The 20,735-nt window shown below is 69.7% G+C and carries 20 protein-coding genes; 13 read left to right on the top strand and 7 right to left on the bottom strand.

All coding sequences use genetic code 11. The features are described 5' to 3' along the window. Window positions 1–624 (top strand): isochorismatase family protein, encoded by a 624-nt coding sequence (locus tag CAL24_RS22395; RefSeq protein WP_028354349.1) that lies wholly within the window; start codon window positions 1–3, stop codon window positions 622–624. A 139-nt stretch (window positions 625–763) separates the two neighbouring features. On the opposite strand, the gene CAL24_RS22390 is transcribed toward CAL24_RS22395, so the two are convergent. The 5 genes from CAL24_RS22390 to CAL24_RS24100 form a co-directional block, all read right to left on the bottom strand. Further along, a complete protein-coding gene (locus CAL24_RS22390) occupies window positions 764–1,282 on the bottom strand; it encodes an aromatic-ring-hydroxylating dioxygenase subunit beta (protein ID WP_170947152.1) in 519 nt (172 codons plus the stop codon). Next, window positions 1,279–2,586 (bottom strand): aromatic ring-hydroxylating dioxygenase subunit alpha, encoded by a 1,308-nt coding sequence (locus CAL24_RS22385; protein ID WP_028354347.1) that lies wholly within the window; start codon window positions 2,584–2,586, stop codon window positions 1,279–1,281. Before CAL24_RS22385 ends, CAL24_RS22390 begins: the two co-directional genes overlap by 4 nt. A gap of 35 nt (window positions 2,587–2,621) precedes the next feature. Beyond that, window positions 2,622–3,890, bottom strand: a complete 1,269-nt coding sequence (locus CAL24_RS22380) for an NAD(P)/FAD-dependent oxidoreductase (RefSeq protein ID WP_094807971.1) — start codon at window positions 3,888–3,890, stop codon at window positions 2,622–2,624. Window positions 3,891–3,917: 27 nt separating this feature from the next. Further along, complete coding sequence (locus CAL24_RS22375) at window positions 3,918–4,232, bottom strand: non-heme iron oxygenase ferredoxin subunit (protein WP_094807970.1); 315 nt, start codon at window positions 4,230–4,232, stop codon at window positions 3,918–3,920. Window positions 4,233–4,297: 65 nt separating this feature from the next. Continuing rightward, window positions 4,298–4,627, bottom strand: coding sequence for a hypothetical protein (locus tag CAL24_RS24100; protein WP_141218108.1), 330 nt, complete (start codon window positions 4,625–4,627; stop codon window positions 4,298–4,300). An 84-nt stretch (window positions 4,628–4,711) separates the two neighbouring features. On the opposite strand from CAL24_RS24100, the gene CAL24_RS22370 reads away from it, so the two are divergent. The 10 genes from CAL24_RS22370 (at window position 4,712) to CAL24_RS22325 (ending at window position 16,951) form a co-directional block, all read left to right on the top strand. Next, the gene (locus tag CAL24_RS22370; RefSeq protein WP_028354344.1) at window positions 4,712–5,818 is read left to right on the top strand and encodes a TRAP transporter substrate-binding protein; all 1,107 of its coding nucleotides are present in this window, start codon (window positions 4,712–4,714) and stop codon (window positions 5,816–5,818) included. Between the two features lie 19 nt (window positions 5,819–5,837). Continuing rightward, window positions 5,838–8,216 carry a xanthine dehydrogenase family protein molybdopterin-binding subunit gene (locus CAL24_RS22365; protein ID WP_094807969.1) on the top strand — a complete coding sequence of 793 codons (2,379 nt, stop codon included), beginning with the start codon at window positions 5,838–5,840 and terminating at the stop codon, window positions 8,214–8,216. Next, window positions 8,213–9,043 carry an FAD binding domain-containing protein gene (locus CAL24_RS22360; RefSeq protein WP_094807968.1) on the top strand — a complete coding sequence of 277 codons (831 nt, stop codon included), beginning with the start codon at window positions 8,213–8,215 and terminating at the stop codon, window positions 9,041–9,043. The genes CAL24_RS22365 and CAL24_RS22360 overlap by 4 nt, the downstream gene beginning before the upstream one ends. Before the next feature lie 9 nt (window positions 9,044–9,052). Then, window positions 9,053–10,255: a xanthine dehydrogenase family Fe-S subunit gene (locus CAL24_RS22355; RefSeq protein ID WP_094807967.1), complete on the top strand. Its 1,203-nt coding sequence runs from the start codon at window positions 9,053–9,055 to the stop codon at window positions 10,253–10,255. Window positions 10,256–10,296: 41 nt separating this feature from the next. Continuing rightward, window positions 10,297–11,322, top strand: a complete 1,026-nt coding sequence (locus CAL24_RS22350; protein WP_051439405.1) for an ABC transporter substrate-binding protein — start codon at window positions 10,297–10,299, stop codon at window positions 11,320–11,322. Beyond that, the gene (locus tag CAL24_RS22345) at window positions 11,319–12,107 is read left to right on the top strand and encodes an ABC transporter ATP-binding protein (RefSeq protein WP_028354339.1); all 789 of its coding nucleotides are present in this window, start codon (window positions 11,319–11,321) and stop codon (window positions 12,105–12,107) included. Before CAL24_RS22350 ends, CAL24_RS22345 begins: the two co-directional genes overlap by 4 nt. Then, complete coding sequence (locus tag CAL24_RS22340) at window positions 12,104–12,877, top strand: ABC transporter permease (RefSeq protein ID WP_028354338.1); 774 nt, start codon at window positions 12,104–12,106, stop codon at window positions 12,875–12,877. The genes CAL24_RS22345 and CAL24_RS22340 overlap by 4 nt, the downstream gene beginning before the upstream one ends. A 173-nt stretch (window positions 12,878–13,050) precedes the next feature. Beyond that, window positions 13,051–13,674, top strand: a complete 624-nt coding sequence (locus CAL24_RS22335; RefSeq protein ID WP_094806985.1) for a TRAP transporter small permease subunit — start codon at window positions 13,051–13,053, stop codon at window positions 13,672–13,674. Window positions 13,675–13,679: 5 nt separating this feature from the next. Next, window positions 13,680–15,347 (top strand): TRAP transporter large permease, encoded by a 1,668-nt coding sequence (locus CAL24_RS22330; protein WP_094808117.1) that lies wholly within the window; start codon window positions 13,680–13,682, stop codon window positions 15,345–15,347. Window positions 15,348–15,706: 359 nt separating this feature from the next. Next, on the top strand, window positions 15,707–16,951 hold the full coding sequence (locus CAL24_RS22325; protein ID WP_028355243.1) for a YbdK family carboxylate-amine ligase: 1,245 nt from the start codon (window positions 15,707–15,709) through the stop codon (window positions 16,949–16,951). A gap of 3 nt (window positions 16,952–16,954) precedes the next feature. Here the strand turns inward: CAL24_RS22325 and CAL24_RS22320 are convergent, their stop codons facing one another. Next, a complete protein-coding gene (locus CAL24_RS22320) occupies window positions 16,955–17,884 on the bottom strand; it encodes a methyltransferase domain-containing protein (protein WP_094807966.1) in 930 nt (309 codons plus the stop codon). A gap of 76 nt (window positions 17,885–17,960) precedes the next feature. On the opposite strand from CAL24_RS22320, the gene CAL24_RS22315 reads away from it, so the two are divergent. Both CAL24_RS22315 and CAL24_RS22310 read left to right on the top strand, forming a co-directional pair. Next, window positions 17,961–18,713, top strand: coding sequence for a phosphoribosyltransferase family protein (locus CAL24_RS22315; RefSeq protein WP_094807965.1), 753 nt, complete (start codon window positions 17,961–17,963; stop codon window positions 18,711–18,713). Between the two features lie 46 nt (window positions 18,714–18,759). Then, entirely contained in the window at window positions 18,760–19,230 is a 471-nt protein-coding gene (locus CAL24_RS22310) for a tRNA (cytidine(34)-2'-O)-methyltransferase (RefSeq protein WP_094807964.1), read from the top strand. Between the two features lie 12 nt (window positions 19,231–19,242). Here the strand turns inward: CAL24_RS22310 and CAL24_RS22305 are convergent, their stop codons facing one another. Further along, entirely contained in the window at window positions 19,243–20,730 is a 1,488-nt protein-coding gene (locus CAL24_RS22305; protein ID WP_028355239.1) for a M81 family metallopeptidase, read from the bottom strand. Window positions 20,731–20,735: the final 5 nt, after the last annotated feature.

The following is a 20,735-nucleotide window of genomic DNA, read 5'->3' as shown; positions in this document are numbered from 1 at the left end:
GTGGACAGGGAAGTCGGCACCTATCGCCGCCAGGGTTTCGGCGCCAGCCTCGAGCTGAAGGCGCCCGTGGGCCTGCTGATCGTCGATTTCGTCAACGGCTTTGCCGACCCGGCGGTGTTCGGCGGCGGCAATATCCCGCAGGCCATCGAGCGTACCGTGCCGCTGCTGCGGCGCGCCCGCGAACGCGGCTGGGCAGTGGCGCACAGCCGCATCGTCTATGCCGACGACGACGCCGACCACAATATCTTCAGCCTCAAGGTGCCGGGCATGCTGACCTTGAAGGAGGCGGCGCACAACAGCGCCATCGTGCCCGAACTGGCGCCGCAGGCCGGCGAGCTGGTGGTGCGCAAGACCGTGCCGTCGGCCTTCTTCGGCACCGGCCTGGCGGCCTGGCTGGCCCAGCGCGGGGTGCAGACCCTGGCGGTGGCCGGCGCCGTCACCAGCGGCTGCGTGCGCGCCAGCGTGGTCGACGCCATGTCGCACGGCTTTCGCCCGCTGGTGGTGGCCGACTGCGTGGGCGACCGCGCCCTGGCGCCGCACGAGGCGAGCCTGTTCGACATGGAGCAGAAGTACGCCGCCGTAATGCCCCGCGATGAAGCGCTGGCCGCGCTGGAGCGGCTGTAGAAAGCGGCGGGACAGGTGTCAGGCCACGGGGCGCCCGACACCGCTGCGTGAGGGCGGCCTGGCCGCATCTCGGTGTCTGACACCCGCAGGGTGTCAGACACCTCCCGCGACGCCTGCCCCCGGGCAGGGCGGCAGGCGCTCAGACGGGGTACACCAGGTCGTTGGCCAGGATGGTGGTGTCATACACCACCTGCCGTTCGCGCAGCTTCAGCACGCCGTCTTCCCGCGCGTAGCGGTCGTAGTACACCCCCGCCAGGTGCAGGGTGGTGGGGCCTTCCACCAGTGTCTGCAGCAGCAGGAAGCTGGCCGTCGCCGCGATCTCGCCGTCGGCCGACTCGTGCGTGACGCGCGTATTGCTCAACAGGTGCAGCATGTGGCGCGGCGCGAACATCTGGGTGCGGGCGATGGCGACGGCGCGGTCGTGCATCATGTCGCGGCCCTCGGCGTACACCAGGCCGACCGGCAGGCCGAGCTCGGCGTTCTCGCGCGCCGTGACCCGGTATAGCGCGTCCCGCGTGAAGAACTCGGGCCAGCGCTCGACCTGGCCGCCATCCAGTGCCGCGCAGTAGTCGGCGTTGAACTCCTCGATCTCCAGTTTCAGCGCAATGGCGCGGGCGGGATCGATCCGGCGCTCGGCATAGGCGAGTTGCATGCTCATTGCGCGCCTCCCACGGGGATGCCCATGACCTGGCGGTAATAGGCATACATGGAGCGGATGGCCGCCTCGGAGATCAGGCTGTCCGAGGTGCCCAGCTTGCCGGACTCCAGTTTCAGCACATTGACGCCGGTGCTGGCGCGCCGCACGCCTTCCTGCACGAATTTCATCGCCTCGTTGTCTTCCAGCCCCAGGAAACCGGCCGGTCCCATCAGGTTGCCCTGGCGCAGGCGGTGCCGCTGCATTTCCGGTGTGTCGTCTTCATAGCCGAACATGGTCCACTGCATGATCATGCTGTCCGGTCCGTTGGGCACGATCTGGCGCACGCCCAGGGTGTTCATCTCGCGCTGCACGATCAGGTTCGGCCAGATGGTCTGCATGGTGACCGACCAGGGCGAATCGAATTCCTTGACGAACTCCAGGAAGCGATCATCGCGCAGCGACAGGCCGTCGTGGAACGAGCGCATTTCCTTCTTGTTCTCGTCGCTGACCTTGGCGTACTTGTCTTCGCTCTTGGCCGACGCCATGGTGCCGTGGCGGCCGTGCACGGTATCGACCAGCATGGCCGACTTGTTGCCCGCCACCAGCAGCCCGAACACCACCAGGAACGAATGCAGCAATGTGGCGTGGTAGGGGTCCTTGAGGTTCTCGTGGTACATCTTCCAGTTGCAGGGCAGTTCGTTGCGGTAGTAGCCCAGCACCTTGAGCGGCTTGCCCGGGAATACCGTGTCGAAGTCGGCCAGGATCTCCGGCGTCAGGTATTCCTCCAGCGGCTCGGTCTCTTCCGAATACGATGCGAACACCACGCCGTGGCGCGTGGTCACGCGCAGCTTGCGCAAGCCGTGCTGCTCGTTGCGGAAGTCCTTGGGCATGCCGCCGATGCGGTTCACGCCGCGCTTGAAGGGTATGCCCTGCAAGTTGCCCTTCAGGTCGTAGGACCACTGGTGATACGGGCACACGAACTCCTTCGCGTTGCCCTGGCTGTGCCGGCAGAACTCCGCGCCGCGATGGGCGCAGCGGTTCTCGAACACGTTGATCGAGCCGTCCTCGGCGCGCGACACCACCACCGGCGTGGGGCCGACATAAGAGCGCTTGTAGTCCCCCGGGTTGGGGACTTCGGCTTCCAGGGCCACATAGTTCCAGGTCTTGCCATGGAAGATGACCTCTATCTCTTTCTCATACACGGCCGCGCTGGTGTAGACCCAGTCGGGAATGGCGTGCAGCGCGTCCTCGGGCCATATGCAGTCCTCGAGCGCCGCATCCTTGGCCGCCAGGGTGCGGCCGATGACGGTTTGTGATTGATACATGGAACAAGCTCCAGTCCGGAGGGAAGAAACAACAGTCAGGCGCCGGCGGCCGCGCTTTGCCAGGCCTTGACCAGTGGCTTGAGCGGCGTGTCCGGGTCGGCGAAGAGCAGCGGGTCGATCGGCAGCCCGCGTTCGAACAGCGCGCGCAGCTGCCGCAGCTCGCCGCCGGCATTGACGGCAATGCCGTGCACTGGCACGCCGTCGCGCAGGCCGAGCCACAGGAAGCGCGGCGCCGCGGCCGCAGCGTCGGCCGCGCCGCGGCGCACATAGGCCAGCCCGGGCTGCGGCAGGCCCAGCATCTGGATATTGCAGCCGTACTGGTCGGTCCAGAACCACGGGTATGCGGGCGCCGGCAGCGGCATGCCCAGCAGGCCGGCGGCGGCGGTGCGGGCCTGCTCGTTGGCGTTCTGCCAGGATTCCAGGCGCAGGCAGGCATCCTGGGGCGCGCGCTGCTGGCTGGCGCAGTCGCCGGCCGCGTAGATATGCGGGTCGCTGCTGCGGCAGGCCGCATCCACCCTTATGCCGCCGGTGGCTGCGTCGATGGCCAGGCCGGCGTCGCGCGCCAGCTCCACCGACGGGGCCAGCCCCACCGCCACCACCAGCACGTCGGCCTGCAGTTCGGCGCCGTCCTGCAATTGCACGCGGGCCGGCTGGCCGGGCGCGCTCGCGCGCAGGCCGCAGTCCAGCCGCAGCGCCACGCCGGCCTGGCGCGCCCGGTCGGCGAGCCAGTCGGAAAAGACCGGGGGCAGGGCGCGCGGCAGCAAGCGCGGCGCGGCTTCCAGCACGGTGACGCGGGCCCCCAGCGCCAGCGCGGTGGAAGCCACCTCCAGTCCCAGGAAGCCGCCGCCCACCACCACGACAGAGGCGCCCGGCCGCAAGGCCTGGCGCAACGCGGCCGCGTCATCCAGGGTGCGGATGTAATGCACGCCGGCCGCGCCGCGCGGCAAGCCCGGCAGCTCGCGGGCCTGGCCGCCGGTGGCCAGCAGGCAGCGGTCGTAGCGCAGCTCGCGCCCATCGGCCAGCACCACCGTGCGGGCCGCGCGGTCCAGCGTCCGCACTGCGGCGCCGGTGACCAGCCGCACATCGCGCGCGCTATAGAAATCGGCGGGGTGCACGGCGGCCGCCGCGGCGGCGGCTTCGTCCTGCAGCACCGCCTTGGACAGCGGCGGGCGCTCGTAGGGCGGGTGCGGTTCCTGGCCCACCAGCGTGAGCGCGCCCGCGTAGCCCAGCTCGCGCAGCGTGGCCGCCGCCACTGCCCCGGCCTGCCCGGCGCCGACAATCACAATGGACGATAAGGGTTCCATGCGGGGCTCCTTGCGGCCTCGACAGGCCTAGCCTTCCAGGTCGACCAGGATGTCGTTGTTGTCGACCCTGACCGGATAGACGCGGATGTCGCGCGTGGCCGGCGCGCACAGGGCACGGCCGGTGCGGATGTCGAACTTGGCCTGGTGCAGCGGGCATTCAATGCAGCCGTCCTCCAGGAAGCCGTCCGACAGCAGCGCATAAGCGTGCGTACAGACATTGTCGGAGGCGAAGAACTGGCCCTCGCTGCGATACAGCGCAAGCTGTGTCTGGCCGATCGAAACCGGCAGGATTTCGTCGTCGTCTTCCAGTTGGTCGGTCGTGGCGATCTTGGTCCAGGGCATGATTTATATATTCAGTGTGCTGAGTAAATGTGCACAGTGTACTGCCTATAAATCGTGAACCGGGCTTAGGGATTTCCCGAGGCGCGCACGGCCGGCGGGGGATGCCGCGTCGGTTCTTCGCCGATCTCCGGCGTTGCACCGGAAGCCGCGCCAGGCAAGGAGATGCGCGCGATCAGCGAATGGCGGGGGAAGCGCGTGCGGGCCTTGCGAAAGCCCGCCTGTGGTGCGGGGAAAACCTCGTTGACACCCGAAAAATCTATCAGTATGCTGAATAAAACGTCAGCATACTGCATTTTTTTGGCAGAACTTTGCGCAGCAGCAAACCGCGCTTCACGCGCGCGCTCCGGCAAGACCTTGGCAGATGCGGCAATCAGTCTTTGTACAGCTTTCTTCATAAACCGGCGGACCGGCTGCGACGTCCCCCGGATGCCGTGACAGACCGTTCCGCGGAACGATTTTCGGAAAACCAGGAGCTATTCATGCAACGACGCCGTTTTCTCGCTCAAGCCGCCGGCGCCGCCGGCGCCGGACTGGCCGCCGCCAGCCTGCCCGCACTGGCGCAAGGCAGTCCTACCGTGCGCTGGCGCATGTCCACCAGCTGGCCCAAGAGCCTCGACACCATCTATGGTTCGGCTGACGAGCTGTGCAAGCGCGTCGGCCAGCTGACCGACGGCAAGTTCGAGATCCGCGCATTTCCCGGCGGCGAGCTGGTGCCCTCGGCGCAGAACATGGACGCGGTCAGCAACGGCACGGTGGAATGCAACCACGTGCTCAGCACCATGTATATAGGCAAGAACACCGCGCTGACATTCGACACCGGGCTGTCGTTCGGCCTGAACGCCCGCCAGCACAATGCCTGGATCCACTATGGCGGCGGCCTGGAACAGCTGCGCAAGCTCTATAAGAAGTACAACATCGTCAACCACGTCTGTGGCAACGTCGGCGTCCAGATGGGCGGCTGGTACCGCAAGGAAATCAATTCGGTCGCCGACCTGCAGGGGCTCAACATGCGCATCGGCGGCATCGGCGGCATGGTGCTGTCCAAGCTGGGCGCGGTGCCCCAGCAGATTCCGCCCAGCGACATCTATCCCGCGCTGGAGAAGGGCACCATCGACGCCGCCGAGTGGATCGGCCCGTACGACGACGAAAAGCTCGGCTTCAACAAGGTGGCGCCGTTCTATTACTCGCCCGGCTGGTTCGAGGGCAGCGCGTCGATCACCACCATGGTCAACGACAAGGCCTGGGAGGCGCTGCCGCCGGCCTACCAGGCGGCCTTCGAGTGCGCCTGCGGCGAGCAGACCATGAAAATGCTGGCCAACTACGACGCCCGCAACCCGCTGGCGCTGCGCAAGCTCATCGCCGGCGGCGCCAAGCTGCGTTTCTTCCCCAAGGAAGTGATGGACGCGGTATACAAGGCCTCGCAAGAACTGTGGGACGAACTGTCCGACAAGAACCCGGATTTCAAGGCGATCTACCCGGACTGGAAGAAGTTCCAGGCCGACGAGGCCAGCTGGTTCCGCGTGGCCGAGAATGCTCTGGATAACTACACGTTCGCGGCGGTGGCGCGCAATCAGTCCAAAGCCTGACGCAACATAGAGGATAGCGATGAATACACAAACCGCCGGCCATGCGGCACCGGCCGGCGCGCGCCAGGGGGTGGGCGCGCGCGTGCCGCGCAAAGAAGACGCGCGCCACCTGCACGGCAAGGGCAACTTCGTGGCCGACATGGCAATGCCCGGCCTGTGCGAGGTGGCGTTCCTGCGCAGCCCGCTGGCTCATGCGCGCATCACGGCGGTGCGCGTGCCCGACAGCGTGGCGGGCAGCGTGGTGCTGCGCGACATGATGGCGGACGCGCTGGACATCGTGGCCGACTCCACGCTGCCCACCTACCAGTCGTCCAGCCAGCCGCCGCTGGCCTCTGGCAAGGTGCGCTTCGTGGGCGAGCCGGTGGCCATGACGTTCGCGCCCACGCGCGCCGAGGCCGAGGACTACGCCGAGCTGGTCGAAGTCGACTACGACGACCTGCCCGTATACGCCGATGTCGCCAGCGCCCAGGCCGCCACCACGGACCTGGTGCACGAGCACTGGCGCGACAACGTGTTCGTCACGCTCAACGCCGACAAGGATTTCGAGGCGTACGCCGCGCAGGCCGACCTGGTGGTGCGGCGCAAGATCGACCTGGCCCGCCAGTGCATGGTGCCCATGGAAGGCAAGGCGGTGCTGGCGTACTGGGACCACCAGGCCGACCAGTTGGTGGTGGTCAGCGCCACCCAGGTGCCGCACATGATCCGCAGCATCCTGGCCCAGTGCCTGGGGCTGGACCAGGGGCGCGTGCGCGTCATCTCGCCCGATGTGGGCGGCGCGTTCGGCTACAAGTGCGTGCTGCAGCAGGAAGAGCTGTGCGTGGCGTGGCTGGCCAAGACCCACCGGCGGCCCTTCCGCTTCATCGAGGACCGCCGCGAGCACCTGACCGCCGGCGCCAACTCGCGCGAGCATTACTACGAGATGGCCGCCTATGTGGACCGGCGCGGCAAGCTGCTGGCGCTGGACGCCCAGATCACCATCGACGGCGGGGCGTATTCGGTCTGGCCGTTCACCATCGGCCTGGAGCCCGGCCAGGCCATCGGCAACCTGCCCGGCCCGTATGGCTTCAAGGGCTATCGCTGCGTGACGCGCTGCGTCGCCACCAACAAGCCGGGCTTCGTGCCCTATCGCGGCGTGGCCCGCACCGGCGTGTGCTTCGCCATGGAGCTGACCATGAACGCGATTGCGCGCGAAGTGGGCCGCGAGCCGTGGGAAGTGCGGCTGGAGAACCTGGTCCAGGCCGAACAGATGCCCTATGTGAACGTGACCAACAAGCACCTGGACAGCGGCGATTACCCCGCCAGCCTGCGCAAGGCGCTCGATATGGTCGATGCGCCGGCGGTGCGGGCGCGCCAGGCGGCCGGCGAGCCCGACGGGCGCCTGATCGGCCTGGGCGTGGCTACTTATACCGAACAGGCCGCGCACGGCACGTCGGTGTTCGCCGCCTGGGGCACGCCGGTCATCCCGGGCTATGACCAGGCCACCGTGCGCGTCACGCCCGATGGCGGGCTGGAGGTGCGCGTCGGCGTGCATTCGCATGGCCAGGGCATGGAAACCACCTTTGCCCAGATCGCCCACGAGATCCTCGGCATCGACGTGCACCGCATCAAGGTGCTGCATGGCGACACCGGCCAGACGCCGTTTTCTACCGGTACCTATGCATCGCGCTCGCTGGTGATGTCGGGCGGCGCGGTGTCGCAGGCATGCAAGCGCCTGCTGCCGCGCCTGACCCACATCGCCGCGCACCTGCTGGGCGCCGAGGCGGCCCAGGTGGTACTGCAGGACGGCTGCTACCGCGCCGGCGGCAAATCGGTGCCGACCGCCGAGGTGGCCGATGCCTGGTACCTGCGGCCGCACCTCCTGCCCGCCGATGTGGATCCGGCCGGCCTGGAGGTGCACGTGGGCTACAAGCCGAAAGTGGACACCGGCTGTTTCACCTATGCCAGCCAGGCGGCCGTGGTGGCCGTCGACCCGGACACCGGCGCGGTCGAGATCCTTGACTACGCGGTGGTCGAGGACTGCGGCACCATGATCAACCCGATGGTGGTCGAGGGCCAGACCATCGGCGGCATCGCGCAGGGCATCGGCACGGCATTCCTGGAGGAAGTGCCGTACGACGGCAACGGCCAGCCGCTGGCTTCGACCCTGGCCGATTACATGCTGCCGGGGGCCACCGAGGTGCCCAACCTGCGCCTGCACCATTTCGAAACCCCCTCGCCGCATACCGAGTTCGGCGCCAAGGGCATGGGCGAGGGCGGCGCCATCGCGCCGCCGGCGGTGCTGTTCGGCGCGGTCAACGACGCGCTGGCGCGCATCGGTGCCGCCGAGCTGTCGCATACCCCGTTGACGCCCATGCGCGTGCTGAGCGCCATTGCCGCCGGCGCAAAGGAGGTCGCGTGAAAGCCGCCCGCTTCGATTATGTGCGCGCCGCGTCGGTGGCGCAGGCGCTCGGCCTGCTGCGCGAGCACGAGGGCCGCGCCAAGCTCATGGCCGGCGGCCAGTCGCTGGGGCCGATGCTCAACTTGCGTCTGGCGCGGCCGGCCGTGGTGGTGGATATCGCCGGCATGGACGAGTTGCGCGGCGTTGCCGAACAGGACGGCCGCTTGCGGGTCGGCGCCGGCGTCACCCACGCCGAGATCGAGGATGGCGTGTTTCCGCCGCTGCGCGGCTCGGTGCTGCAGCAGGTGGCGGGCGGCATCGCCTACCGCGCCATCCGCAATCGCGGCACCCTGGGCGGCAGTCTGGCGCATGCCGACCCGGCGGCCGACTGGGTATTGACCATGGTGGCGCTCGGCGCCGACATCGAGATCGCCGGGCCGGCCGGCACGCGCCTGGTCGCCGCCAGTGACTTCATGCACGGCGCCTATACGACGGCGGTGGGCGAGGACGAACTGATCGTCGCGGTCCACGTGCCGCGCCGGGAGGCCCAGGCGCGCTGGGGCTATTACAAGTTCTGCCGCAAGACCGGCGAGTTCGCCGAGGCCGCCTGTGCGGCCTGGTTCGACCCGGCGGGCAAGGTGGCCCGCGTCGCGGTCGGCGCCCTGGACGGCCCGCCGGCGCTGCTGCCCGGCCTGGCCGCCGAGGTGGCGCGCACCGGCGCCGCGCCGGCCGCCAATGGCCGCATCCTGGACGAGCTGGCCGCCGTCATGCCCGACAAAGACCCGCTGCATCGCAAGCTGCATGCCACCGCCGTGGCGCGCTGCCTCGGGCAGGCCCTGGCCGCATAGGAAGACACCATGGTTCAAGTTTCATTGGAAATCAACGGCAAGCGGGTATCGCACGAGGCGCCCGCGCGCATGCACCTGGGCGACTTTCTGCGCGACCAGGCGCGCCTGACCGGCACCCACCTGGGCTGCGAACACGGCGTGTGCGGCGCGTGCACGGTGCTGCTGGACGGACAGCCGGTGCGTTCGTGCATCGCCTTCGCCGCCGCCTGCGAGGGCCGCCGGGTGACCACCATCGAGGGCTACGACGGCGATCCGGTCATGGCCCGCCTGCGCCAGGCCTTCACCCGCCATCATGCGCTGCAGTGCGGTTATTGCACGCCCGGCATGCTGGCCACGGCGCGCGACATCGTGCTGCGCCTGCCCGAGGCCGACGAGGCCCGGGTGCGCGTGGAGCTGTCCGGCAACCTGTGCCGCTGCACTGGCTATATGGGGATCGTCGCGGCCGTGATGTCGGTGCTGGCCGAGCTGCGCGAGCAGCCCGACGCGGCGGTGACCGCGTTGCGCGAAGCACTGGCGCAAGGGCGCGGCGCCGCCCCGGCCGCGGCCACGCCCGCGCCGACGGGCTTCCAGGCGTTCGCCCCGGCGGACCCGGTCCCGGCCGCGCCGGCCACGCCGCGCGCCGCCACGGCCGAGCCGGCGCCGGCCCGCGCGGCCGGCAAGGGCAACCATATCGAAGGCGGCTTCCAGGTGCCGTTCCCGGCGGACCAGGTATGGACCTTCATGGTCGACCTGCCGGCGGTGGCGGCCTGTCTGCCGGGCGCCGCGATCCAGGAGCATGACGGCGACCGCGTCAAGGGCCGCATTGCCATCAAGTTCGGTCCGATGGCCGCCGCCTTCAATGGCGCGGCGCGGCTCGAGCGCGACGACGCCAACCGGCGCGCCGTGCTGCGCGGCGCGGGCCAGGACACCTTGAGCCAGTCGCGCGCCACCGGCGACATCGCCTACCAGGTGCGCGCGCTGGAGGGCGGGCAGACCCGGGTCGATGTCGACCTGCAATACACGCTGCAAGGGCCGCTGGCCCAGTTCTCGCGTTCCGGCCTGGTGCAGGACTTCGTGCGCCGCATGATCGCCGACTTCGGCAAGAACGTCGGCGCCCGCCTGGGCGCCGGCGCCGACGGCGAAGCGCCGGCGCAAGCCGAGTTCAATGCAGTGGGGATGTTCTTCAGCGTGCTGTGGATGCGCGTCAAGCGCTGGTTCGGGCGCGCGGGCTGACTGCCGGCGCGCCGCGGAGCAATCGTCAAGGGGAAAAAACGATGCACTCGGTCATGGAAAGAATAGGGCGGCGGCTCGTGCTGGCCCTGGCTGTCGCGTGCTGCGGCCAGGCGCTCGCGGCGCCGCCGCTGGAGCCGCTCAAGGTGCGGCTCGACTGGACGCCCTGGGGCGTGCAGGCCGCCTTCCACCTGGCGCAGCACAAGGGCTGGTACCGCCAGGCGGGCCTGGATGTCGCCCTGGAGGATGGCAACGGCTCGGTCACCACGGTGCAGATCGTCGGCGGCGGCGACAGCTTCGATGTGGGCCACGCCGCGCTGGCGTCCATGATGATCGCGCGCGACAAGGGCCTGCCGGTCAAGGCGGTGGCGGTGTTCGCGCGCCACAGCGACATCGGCCTGCTGGTGCCGGCCGACTCCGGCATCGAGGGCCCGGCGCAATTGAAGGGCAAGAAGGTCGCCTACACCGCCGGATCGCTGGAGGCGCCGTTCATCGACGCCTTCCTGGCGCGCGGCAAGCTGGCCAAGGGCGACCTGGAGCTGGTCAACGTGGATGCCGCCGGCAAGGCGTCGACCTACGCCGTGGGCCGCGCCGACGCGGCGTTCTCCACCATTCCGTTCTTCTTGCCGGTGGTGTCGCAGAACCGGCCGTCCAAGGCGGTGCGCTTCGCCGATTTCGGCCTGGACATGCCCAGCTTCGGCCTGTTCGCCAGCGAACAGAAGCTGGCCGAGCGGCGCGACGCCATCGCGCGCTTCGCCAGCGTCAGCGCGCGCGCCTGGGAATACATCTATGCCGGCCACCAGGACGAGGCGGTGCAGGCCATCCTGGCCCAGCGGCCGCAGGCGCGCCTGGATGCCCGCGTACTGCGTGGCCAGATCGATGCGCTGCGCGACTACTTCGGCACGCCGGCGGCCGGCCAGCGGGTGGGCGCGCCGGTGCCGGCGGACTGGGTGCAGGCGGTCAAGACGCTGTCCTCGGTGGGGCTGGTGCGCGCCGATGCCGACCCGGCGGCGTTCTACGCGCCCGGCCTGGTGCAGCCGGAACGCTACGACGCCATGGTGCGGCCATGACGCAATGGGCGGTGGCGGCGCGCGGGGTCGGCAAGCAATATCCCGGCGCGCGTGGGGTGCGCGCGCTCGATTCGGTATCGCTGGAGCTGCCGGCCGGGCGCTTTCTCAGCATCCTGGGCCCCAGCGGCTGCGGCAAGAGCACCTTCCTGCGCTGCGTGGCCGGGCTGGAAACCATCAGCCAGGGCGAACTGGCGGTCGAAGGCCGGCCGGTGCAAGGCCCGCCCGACGGCATCGGCATGGTGTTCCAGCGCGATGCGCTGCTGGACTGGCGCAGCATCCGCCGCAACGTGCTGCTGCCGGTCGAGTTCGCCCACAAGCCGGCGGGCGCCTATGCCGACAAGGTGCGCGCCTTGCTGGCGCTGACGGGGCTGCAGGATTTCGCCGAGTGCTATCCGCATGAGCTGTCGGGCGGCATGCGCCAGCGCGCCGCCATCTGCCGGGCGCTGGTCGACGATCCGCGGCTGCTGCTGATGGACGAGCCGTTCGGCGCCCTGGACGCGCTGACGCGCGACCAGATGAATGTCGAACTGCAGCGCATCTGGATGGAAACCCGCAATACCGTGCTGTTCGTCACGCACGGCATCGCCGAGGCGGTCTTCCTGGGCGACACCGTCATGGTGTTCTCGCCGCGTCCCGGCCGCGTCGTCGAGACCATCGCCATCGACCTGCCGCGGCCGCGGCCGCTGGCTATCCGCGAAACCCCCGAATTCGGCCGCTATGTAAGCCATATCCGCGGCCTGTTCCAGCAGATGGGCCTGATCGACGAAGGAGGGCGCGCCTCATGACCGGCATTTCGCGACAACTGCTGCACGGCGCCGCCGGCCTGGCTTCGCTGCTGCTGTTCCTGGCGCTGTGGGAGGCGCTGGCCCGCGCGCTGCACGTGCGTCCCATCATGCTGCCCCTGCCGACGCAGATCGCCGCCGAACTGGCGACCGACTGGCGCTGGTACGCGGGCCATGCCTGGTACACCCTGCTGACCACCGTGGGCGGCTTCCTGGCGGCGGTGGTGGGTGGCGTACTGACGGCCGTGCTGCTGGTCGGATCGCGCTGGTTCGAGAGTGTGTGCTATCCCCTGATCGTGGCGCTCAACAGCGTGCCCAAGGTGGCGGTGGCGCCGCTGTTCGTCATCTGGCTCGGCACGGGCGCCGAGCCCAAGATCGCCATCGCGTTCCTGATCGCGGTGTTCGCCATCGTGGTGGACACCGTGCACGGACTGAAGTCGGTGCCGCAGGACGTGCTGGACCTGGGCCGGGTGCTGAAGGGCTCGCGGCGCGATTTCTTTTTCAAGGTGCGGCTGCCGGCCGCCCTGCCTTCCATCGTGACCGGCATGAAGGTGGCGATCTCGCTGGCGCTGGTGGGCGCCATCGTCGGCGAGTTCGTCTCGTCGCAGCGCGGCCTGGGCTACGTCATCATGAGCGCGCAGGGCACCTTCGACACCGTGCGGGTGTTCGCCGCCCTGTTCGTGCTGGCGCTGATGGGCATGGCGCTGTTCGGGCTGCTGGCCTGGCTGGAGCGCAAGGCCACGCCCTGGCGCCGCCGCGATGGCGGGCATTGACGGCGGCACGGCGCGCCGGCGGCGGTGCCAGTCAGCCATCATGCGCCGCCAGGTGTCAGGCACGCAAGGTGTCTGACACCCCTTGCAGCATGCGTCAGACACCTTGCGTGCCTGACACCAACGCATCAACCACTACCGAGAAAACCTCCAATGACACCCCCAAGGGAATCTTCATGAAAGCATTACTCGCTATCTCGCGCGCCATAGACGCGCTGAACCTGCGGGTGGGGCGAGCCGTGACGTGGATCACGCTGCTGGTGGTGCTGGTGAGCGCCGGCAACGCCCTGGTCCGCAAGGTGTTCGAGACGAGCTCGAACGCGTGGCTGGAACTGCAGTGGTACATGTTCGGTGCCATGTTCCTGCTCACGGCCGGCTACACCCTGCTCAAGAACGAACACGTGCGGGTGGACATCCTGTCCTCGCGCCTGTCCAAGCGTACGCAGATCTACATCGAGATCTTCGGCGTGGTGTTTTTCCTGTTGCCCATGGCGATCCTGATCATGTACTTGTCGTGGCCGATGTTCATGGACTCGTACGTGTCCAACGAGCAGTCGTCGAACTCGGGCGGGCTGGTGCGCTGGCCGGTCAAGCTGCTGATCCCGGTGGGGTTCGCGCTGCTGGTGCTGGCGGGCGTGTCGCGGCTGATCAAGTGCGTGGGGTACCTGCGCGGGCAGGCGCCGGACCCGCTGGCGCGCGCCGAGGGCAAGAGCGCCGAGGAGCAACTGGCCGAGGAGATCGCCCGTGAAGCGCAGGCGCGCGAAGCGGCCCTGCAACAACAACAGGACAAGGGCCGCTGATCATGATGGAATTCTTTCTAGCCAACCTGGCGCCGATCATGTTCGGCACGCTGGTGGTGTTCCTGCTGCTGGGCTTTCCGGTGGCGTTCGCGCTGGCGGCCAACGGGATCCTGTACGGGCTGGTGGGCATGGAGCTGGGGCTGTTCAACGCCTCGCTGTTCCAGGCGCTGCCGCAGCGGGTGTTCGGGATCGTGGCCAACGACACGCTGCTGGCGGTGCCGTTCTTCACGCTGATGGGGCTGGTGCTGGAGCGCTCGGGCATGGCCGAGGACCTGCTCGAGACGATCGGGCAGGTGTTCGGGCCGCTGCGCGGGGGCCTGGCCATCGCGGTGGTGGTGGTGGGCGCGATGCTGGCGGCGACGACCGGGGTGGTGTCGGCCTCGGTGATCTCCATGGGGCTGATCTCGCTGCCGATCATGCTGCGCTACGGCTACGACCGGCGGCTGGCCACGGGGGTGATCGCCGCCTCGGGCACGCTGTCGCAGATCATCCCGCCGTCGCTGGTGCTGATCATCCTGGCCGACCAGCTGGGCCGCTCGATCGGCGACATGTACCGCGGGGCGATGCTGCCGGGGTTCCTGCTGGCCGGGGCGTACATCCTGTACATCGTGGTGATGTCGGTGCTCAAGCCGTCGTCGGCGCCGGCGCTGCCCGAGGAGGCGCGGGCCTTCCGCGAGCCGAACGGCTCGCGCGGGGGGCGCTCGCTGCTGGTGCTGATGCTGGTCTCGGCGCTGTCGGCCTACCTGATCACGCAGTGGATCGAGAAGGCCGACGCGCCGGTCGACGAGAAGGTGGTGCTCAGCCTGCTGCTGTGGGGGCTGACGGCCTTCGTGATCGCCATCGTCAACAAGCTGTTCCGGTTGAACATGCTGTCGGCGCTGGCCGAGCGGGTGACCTTCGTGATGATCCCGCCGCTGTTTCTGATCTTCCTGGTGCTGGGCACGATCTTCATCGGCATCGCCACGCCGACCGAGGGTGGGGCGATGGGGGCGGTGGGCGCGATCGTGATGGCGCTGATCCGCCGGCGGCTGACGCTGGACCTGCTGCGCCAGGCGATGGACACGACCACCAAGCTGTCGTGCTTCGTGGTGTTCATCCTGGTGGGCTCGACGGTGTTCGGGCTGACCTTCCGGGGCGTGAGCGGCGACCTGTGGGTCGAGCACCTGCTGACCAGCGTGCCGGGCGGGGAGTGGGGGTTCCTGATCGTGGTCAGCGTGCTGACCTTCGTGCTGGCGTTCTTCCTGGACTTCTTCGAGCTGGCGTTCATCATCGTGCCGCTGCTGGGGCCGGTGGCCGACAAGATGGGCATCGACCTGATCTGGTTCGGGGTGCTGCTGGCGGTGAACATGCAGACCTCGTTCATGCACCCGCCGTTCGGCTTCGCGCTGTTCTACCTGCGCTCGGTCGCGCCCAAGGACGCCTACCGCGACAAGGTCACCGGCCAGCGCATCGAGCCGGTGACCACCGGCCAGATCTACTGGGGCTCGGTGCCGTTCATCGTGATCCAGCTGCTGATGGTGGCCGCGGTCATGCTGTTCCCCGGCCTGGTCATGCACTACAAGGCTGGCCAGTCCACCGTCGATCCCAGCACGGTCAAGATCGAGATCGAGGGCTCGTATGGCGGCGGCATCTACGGCGGCGCCGGCGGCGACCCGGCCGCGGCGTTCAAGTAGCCCGAACGGCGCCGGATTCTGTCACGATTCGGTCAGCCGGCGCCGGCAAAATATAAGGGATTACCCTATTTAGGGTAATCCCTTGCCCTCGCCAATGGCCCATTTTCCGGGGCCTTGCGCCGGGCGTCCGCCCACGACCCGCGCCATTGCTAGGCTGTGAGCGTTTACTCACTTTGTCGTCACAGACAAAAACTCATTGATTCTTGAAGTTGCGCACAAATGTCACGATTTTGATTCTTCCCGACATAAAGTTGCGGCTATCATGCAGACATAAGACACCATCGAGTGCCCCCCGGGAAGCTGCCGGGCTTCAAGGCCGAACGGTGCGCCCCTACCAACATACATGGAAGGAGTCGGAGATGGAACAGATCCCGTTCAATTCGTCCGCCCCCAACACGCTAGGCATCGAGCTCGAACTGCAGCTCATCAATCCGCGCAGTTTCGACTTGGCCGCAGCCGCCGACGAACTGCTCGCCCAGATGGCGAACCACCCCATCGCAGACCGGGTCAAGCCAGAAATCACCCGGTCCATGATCGAACTGAATTCCTCGGTGCACGAGCACCCCATGGGCCTGCTGGCCGAAATGCGCGAAATGCGCGACGCGCTGTGCGAAGCGGCCGACGCGGTCGGCGTGGCGGTGGCCGGCGGCGGGGCGCACCCCTTCATGCGCTGGCAGGAGCGCGCCATCTCGGATTCCCCGCGCTTCCAGTACCTGGCCGAAATGTACGGCTACCTGGCGCGCCAGTTCACCGTGTTCGGCCAGCACATCCACCTGGGCGTGCCGTCCGGCGACGCCGCCGTGCGCATGGTGCGCGGCCTGTCGCCCTATGTGCCGCATTTCATCGCCCTGTCCGCGTCCTCGCCCTATTACGAAGGGGTCGACACGCTGTTCTCGTGCTGCCGCCTGAACGCCGTCAGCAGCTTCCCGCTGGCCGGCCACCTGCCGGCCGAGGTCACCGACTGGTACCGCTTCGAGGCCCACATGGCGCAATTGCGCGCCAGCGGCCTGGCCGAGAGCATCAAGGACCTGTACTGGGACATCCGGCCCAAGCCCGAATTCGGCACGGTCGAGATCCGCGTCTGCGACACGCCCCTGACGGTCGAGCGCGCCTGCCAGCTGGCGGCGTTCGCCCAGGCGCTGGCGGTGCTGGTGTCGCGCGAGCCCGAGCCGCCGCAGACGGCCTGGCTGGCCTATCGCAGCAACCATTTCCAGGCGTGCCGGTTCGGCCTGCAGGGCAGCTACGTCACGCCCGACGGCCAGCGCCTGCGGCTCATCGACCACCTGCGCGGCCTGTTCCAGCGCCTGCTGCCGATCGCCGACGAACTGGGTACCGGCGACATGCTGGCGGCCCTGCGCGACGAGTCGATCCGCAACGGCAACGACGCGCGCTGGCTGCGCAGCCAGTTCCACCGGGTGCGCGACCTGCCGCTGGTGGTGGATTCCATGACCCGCGCCTGGCGCGGCGAAGGCGAGGTTGCGCCGCCGGCCGAAGTGCCGCGCCGCCGCATCCGCGCCACCTCCGAGCCGGTGCACGGCGGGGTGCAGGCCCTGGCCACGCCCGAAGTCGGGGTGCCGGGCTGGCGGCCCGACCGCCTGCACTGACGCCTAGCCCGCGCGGCGGCCGCCGATGGCGCTGACCGACAGGCGCGTTTCGCCCGGCGCGGCGCGGCGGGCGGCGGCGCGCCAGGCATGGCCGTAGGCCACCTCGATACTCAGCGGAATCACTCCGTCGGCATTGCGCTGCGCTTCCAGCGCGGCGCACAGGCGGTCGCGCCAGGCGCGGCCGGCCAGCCCCCGGCGCCGGTCGCGGGCCGGGTTGCCGCCCAGGGCGCGCACGTCTTCCAGCAGCCGTTGCGGGCTGCGGTACGTCAGGGTCAGGGTTTCCTGGTCCATCACCGGGTCGGCAAAGCCGTTTTCGACCAGCAGGTCGCCGAAATCGTGCATGTCCACGAACGAGGGCGTGGCGGTGCGCAGGCCGGCATCGTCCACCGCCTGGCGCAGTTCGCGCAGGGTGCCCGGCCCCAGACAGGAGAACATCGCCAGCCCGCCGACCTTGAGCACGCGGCGCCATTCTGCCAGCGCTGCATGCGGCTCGGGGTGCCAGTGCAGGGCCAGGTTGGACCACACCAGGTCGAGCGATTCCGCCGCCAGCCCCGTGTCGGCCAGGTCGCCCCGCACGAAGCGCGGGCCGTCGCCGCCGCGCCCCACCAGCTTGCCCAGCCATTGCGCCACGCCGCCCTCCGCATGGCGCTTGCGGGCATGCGCCAGCAGCGGCTCGCAGGCATCCAGCCCCAGGTAGGCGGCTTCCGGGTAGCGTTCCCGCAGCAGCGGCAGGTTGTCGCCGGCGCCGCAGCCCGCGTCCAGCATGGCCGCCGGGCGCAGGCGGATGTACTGCAGGCGGCCCAGCATGCGGCGGGCGACTTCGCCATAGAGGAACTGCGCCTCGGCCAGGTCGCCGCGCCGCGCGAACTGCTGTACGACGTGAGCGGGAACCAGGGGCAGGGTGGGGGGCGTGGCGGGAGCGGACTGGGACATGAAGGTCGCGCCGCCGGGCGGCGGCGCTGCAAAAGCGTGCTGTGATATCGGCCCGCGCCATCTTGCACGGGCCGCCATGCCGTCCATTATTGCCGATCCGCGTTTTCTCTTCCCGCTGCGCGCCGCCGTCCGGCGGGTGGTGGCGCACCTGCCGTCCGATTGCCCGCTGTGCGGCGGGGCCGCGGCCGGCGGCCTGCTGTGCCATGGCTGCGCCGCCGATATCGTCCATACCATGCGCGCCGGCGGCCGCCGCTGCGGCCGCTGCGCCCTGCGGCTGGCGCCGCGCGGCGGCCCGTGCCCCGATTGCGCGCCGGCCGCGCCGGCGTTTGCGCGCACCATCGCCGCGTTCGACTACGAACCGCCGTTCGACAGCCTGATCGGACGCTACAAGGGTGAGCGGCGCCATGGCCTGAGCACCGCGCTGGCCTGCCTGCTGGCCGACGCGGCGGCGCGCGCCGCGCCGCTGGCGGCGGGCACGGTGCTGGTGCCGATTCCGGCCAGCCGCGCCTCCTTGCTGCGCCGCGGCATCAACCCCGCCGCCGAGTTGGCCGCCGGCCTGGCCGACCGGCTCGGCCTGCCGCTGCGGCGCGGCGCCTTGCGGCGCCTGCGTGAGGGCCCGCGCCAGGCCGCCGGCACCCGCCAGGCGCGCCGCCGCGGCGCGCAGGGCCTGTTCGAATGTGTCGCGCCGCTGGCCGGGCTGCCCGTCGGGCTGGTCGACGACGTCATGACCACCGGCAGCACCGTCGACGCCGCCGCCCGCGCCCTGCTGCGGGCCGGCGCCGCCGAGGTGATCGTCCTGGTGGCGGCGCGCACGCCCCTGGCACAATAGCGGTCGTCATTGCGCCGGCCTGGCCCCGGCGCGCCAGGAAAACGCCATGTTCCACGTCGTGCTCGTCTGTCCCGAGATCCCGCCCAATACGGGCAATGCCATCCGCCTGTGCGCCAATACAGGCGCGCAACTGCACCTGGTGCGTCCGCTCGGTTTCGAGCTCGACGACGCGCGCCTGCGCCGCGCCGGGCTCGACTATCACGAATGGCAGCCGGTGCAGGTGCACGACACGCTCGAGGCGGCGCTGGCCGCCACGGCGGCGCCGGCCGGCCACATCTACGCGCTGACCACGCGCGCGCAGCGCCATGTCGGCGACGTGGCGTTCCAGCCCGGCGACGTGTTCGTGTTCGGCCGCGAAACGGCCGGGCTGTCCGACGAACACATGGCCCTGTTCGCGCCCCAGCAGCGGCTGCGCCTGCCCATGCGCGAGGGCCAGCGCAGCCTGAACCTGTCGAACGCGGTGGCGGTCACCGTGTTCGAGGCATGGCGCCAGAACGGCTACGCCGGCGCGGCGTAGTCCGGGGCGGCGCTAGCGGCCGTCATACTCGGCCGCTTCCAGCGGGTACAGCGGCCGCGCGCGCTTGCGATACGGATAAACGTCGTAGTCCGACGTGGTCGGGCCCGGGCTGTCGCATTCCACCAGGCCGGCCGAGATCGGCACGAACACCGGGCGGCAGTACATGCGCGACTTCAGCAGCAGGTAGCGGGCGCGGCGCGGGTCCTGGCCGACGCTCTCGAACACGCCCAGGTCCCAGGGCTCGTGCGGGTGCTCGTTGAGCACCAGGCGCACCGCGCCGGTGTCCAGCACCACGCTGCGGCCCATCTGGCACAGCATGCCGGTGTAGGTCGGGCCGCTGATGCGGTACTGGCCGTCGGTGATGGCGCGCACCACGCCGGTCAGCGCGACCGGGCGCGCGTGGATGCCCAGGTGGGCCAGCGAGCGCTTGTTGCCGACTTCCACCGTCACGCGCGCGCCGACGCCGGCGGCGATCAGCCGCGCCACGGCCTCGGGGTCGCACAGCGGGCCGGCCAGGATGTCGTCCATGCCCGCCGCCAGGGCCGCCTCCAGCACCGCGGTGGTGTCGCAGGTGCCGCCGGAGTTGCAGTTGTCGCCGTGATCCAGCAGCAGCACCGGGCGGTCCTGGCCGGCGGCCAGCTCGCGGGCGCGCGCCAGCGAATCCGCCAGCGGCTCGCTGCGGTACACGAAGCCGTCGCGGTCGCGCCAGATCTGCGCCGCCACGTCGGCCGCGGCGCGGTCGGCCGCCGCCGCGTCGCCGTCGGCCACCGCGATCACGCTGATGCAAGGGTGGGCAATGTCGGCCAGGCCGAAGCCCGCCAGCACCGATACCGCCAGCAGGCCTTGCTGTTCGAGGCGGCGCGCCGCCTCGACCGCCGCCTGCATGGCGCCCTGGTCGGTCGCCGAGCGCAGCGTGTGCGTGATCAGCGGCAGGCGCCGCCATGCCATGACCGGCCTGCAGCCGCCTTCCAGCATGCCGAACAGCAGCCGTCCGGCGTGCTCGCCGGTCTCGTACATGTCCACGTGGGGATAGGTCTTGAAGGCGACGATCACGTCGGCATTGTCGATCATGGCCTGCGTGACGTTGCCGTGCAGGTCCAGCGCCACGCCGATAGGCACGCCCGGCGCGGCGGCGCGCACGCGCGCCAACAGGCTGCCTTCGCCGTCGTCGCGGTGTTCCGCCACCATGGCGCCGTGCAGGTCCAGCAGGATCGCGTCGCAGCCCGGCGCGGCCGCCACGATGCGGTCGCACATTTCGTCGTAGGCCGCGGCTGCCACCGGGCCGCTGGGGTAGGCCCAGCCCGACACCGGCGTGGCCAGCGTCGCGCCGCGCGCCTCGGCCAGGTCGATGAAGGCCGACATGGCGGTGCGCTGGCCCTTGTTGGCGCGGTAGGCCGCCTCGTCGTACTGGGGGCCGCCGTCGCCGAACGACGACAAGGGCGTGGGCACCGGCGAAAAAGTATTGGTCTCGTGGTTCAGGCGGGCGATCAGGACTTTCATGCGGG

The organism is Bordetella genomosp. 2 (genome assembly GCF_002261345.1).
Lineage (GTDB): Bacteria > Pseudomonadota > Gammaproteobacteria > Burkholderiales > Burkholderiaceae_B > Bordetella_A.
The sequence above is the reverse complement of the archived record's forward strand: the minus strand, read 5'-3'. Positions and strand labels throughout refer to the sequence as shown.